Source organism: Bacillus sp. JJ664, from assembly GCF_036962205.1.
Lineage (GTDB): Bacteria > Bacillota > Bacilli > Bacillales > Bacillaceae_G > Gottfriedia.
Genome location: NZ_JBALMS010000216.1, coordinates 1 through 2,384, shown reverse-complemented (window position 1 = coordinate 2,384; position 2,384 = coordinate 1). Strand labels below are relative to the sequence as shown.

Below are 2,384 nucleotides of genomic sequence, written 5' to 3'. Positions count from 1 at the left end.
CATTAAAAGAACAATTTCAATTATTGAATACATTTAATTTTGCTAGATTTCATTTTCTCAGACCAATGATAATCTATCTAATGTTTGCAACTGGTTGCTATTTATTATGGCAAAAGGGGAAGTATGGACAATATTTTGTAAAGCTTTGGCTGTTCATACAAATGATTTTATTAATCACATCAAATGAAGAGATTGTTTATCGTGTATACGGTACACCAAACTTTAATGAATTCTATGCTGAAAAACAATTTAAAAAGATTGAGAAATATATTGGAAAACCGAAAACAGACTACAGGGTTGCGAGTATTGGACTTCATCCTGCAATTTCACAATATAATGGGTTTTATACAATAGATACATATAATAATTTTTATCCTTTAAAATATAAACATCAATTTAGAAACATAATCGCAAATGAATTAGATAAGAATCCTCAATTGCAAAGATACTTCGATCAATGGGGAGGACGTTGTTATATTTTTGTAGCAGAGCTTGGAAAAAAATATGATTATGAGAAAGACTCAAATAAAGAAGTTAAGAATCTACAACTGAATACAAAAGAGTTTAAAAATATGGGAGGGCAATACATCTTTTCAGCAGTACCAATCAAAAATGCGATGCAAAATGGAATGAAATTAATGAAAACTTTCGATGATCAACAATCCGCTTGGAAAATTTACCTCTATGAAGTAATTTAACAGCTATGAAGGAAGTGTTTTATATGATGAAACCAGTTTTAACAATTGTAGTTCCTTGCTTTAATGAAGAGGAGGTCTTTTCCGAAACAGCTTTTCAATTATCTAATCTACTAAAAAGTTTAGTCAATCAAAATGAAATTTCGTTGAAAAGTAGTATCCTTTTTGTAGATGATGGGAGTAGGGATCTTACTTGGAATTTAATTTTAACTGAAAACAAACTAAATCCTTTTGTCAAAGGTTTAAAATTAGCTAGAAATGTAGGTCATCAAAATGCATTATTAGCTGGACTTGAAATTGCAAGCAAGCAATCTGATTGTGTTATATCAATCGATGCTGATTTACAAGATGATATTTCAATCATACATACCTTTCTTGAGAAATTTAAAGAAGGAAATGATATCGTTTACGGGGTTAGAGATTGTAGAAAAACAGATACATATTTCAAAAGAACAACTGCATTAGGATTTTATCGATTCATGGATAAAATAGGGATAAAATTNNATTATCGTCTTCTAAGTAAACGCGCACTAGATGAGTTATTGAAATTTAAGGAAACTAATTTATTTTTGAGGGGCTTAATTCCGTTGATTGGTTTTCAATCAAGCACTGTATATTATGATCGAAAGGAACGGTTTGCTGGAGTATCCAAATATCCACTGAAAAAAATGCTTTCATTTGCTTTTGACGGTATTACATCATTTAGTATTACACCAATAAGATTTGTTACTTTCATTGGCTTTTTATCTTTAATTATTAGCGCGATGGCAGGTGGATACTCTTTCGTACAAGCTATTTTAGGAAATACAAAATCAGGTTGGACTTCAATAATGATTTCAATATGGTTTGTAGGTGGTATTCAATTATTGGGTTTAGGAATTATTGGAGAATATATTGGTAAAATCTATCAAGAAGTGAAAAGACGTCCGAAATTCGCAATTGAAAAAGATATCTATTCAATTAATAAAGCTAATATGAATAATCGCAAACCTAATATTAATGTATATTTAGATCGGATTCATCATGAAATTAAAAAACGACCTAAATATGCAATTAACAGTAATCTTGTTACAGAATCACAATATTTCTTAAGAAAAGTGGAAATAAAAAGGAGTAAATAATGAACTTTACTTTTGTGCGATTTTTGATTGTTGGTCTTATTAATACGCTAGTTGGGCTAACGATTATGTATGTACTTTACCACTTAGCAAATCAATCCTATTGGTTATCCACGTTTATCGGAAATTCAGTCGGTGCTGTCGTTAGCTTTATTTTAAATCGAAGCTTTACCTTTAAAAGTAACGGTTCCGTTCAAAGAAGTATGATGAAGTTTTTGCTCGTGATACTATTTTGTTATTTTATATCTTATCACTTAGGTACATTTTTAGTTGATTGGTCGATGAAAGAAATGGACTATTCAATTTCTTATCAAGCAGATCTCGCAATCTTATTAAGTACTGGAATTTACACCATTACAAACTATATTTGTCAAAAACAATTCGTTTTTCGATTAGAAGAAAACAAAAAACAATTAAATTGAATGATGAAAACCTTACTTTTGTGTAGATGGATATACATTTAAAAGAAGGTTTTTTTATTTATTTGGAAAAGTGTAAAATGGAGAAAGTTACAAAAATTACTTTCTTGTAAGGTTAGCGTGCGTTAGTTGATTACAACTCCAGGTCGCTC

At 29.8% G+C, this 2,384-nt stretch carries 2 protein-coding genes and 1 pseudogene; all 3 read left to right on the top strand.

The window, feature by feature from the left end; translation table 11 throughout:
* Positions 1-698: DUF6044 family protein (locus V7056_RS20390; protein ID WP_499704213.1), on the top strand; the 698-nt coding region annotated here is incomplete at its 5' end.
* A gap of 23 nt (positions 699-721) precedes the next feature.
* Positions 722-1,654, top strand: a pseudogene (locus V7056_RS20385) (glycosyltransferase family 2 protein); the annotation flags it as partial.
* 161 nt (positions 1,655-1,815) lie between these two features.
* Entirely contained in the window at positions 1,816-2,235 is a 420-nt protein-coding gene (locus V7056_RS20380) for a GtrA family protein (protein WP_499704212.1), read from the top strand.
* The last annotated feature ends 149 nt before the right edge of the window (positions 2,236-2,384 follow it).

Excerpts from the sequence above, each read along its gene's own strand:
- V7056_RS20380 (WP_499704212.1), top strand. The coding sequence starts at position 1,816 with ATGAACTTTACTTTTGTGCGATTTTTGATTGTTGGTCTTATTAATACG.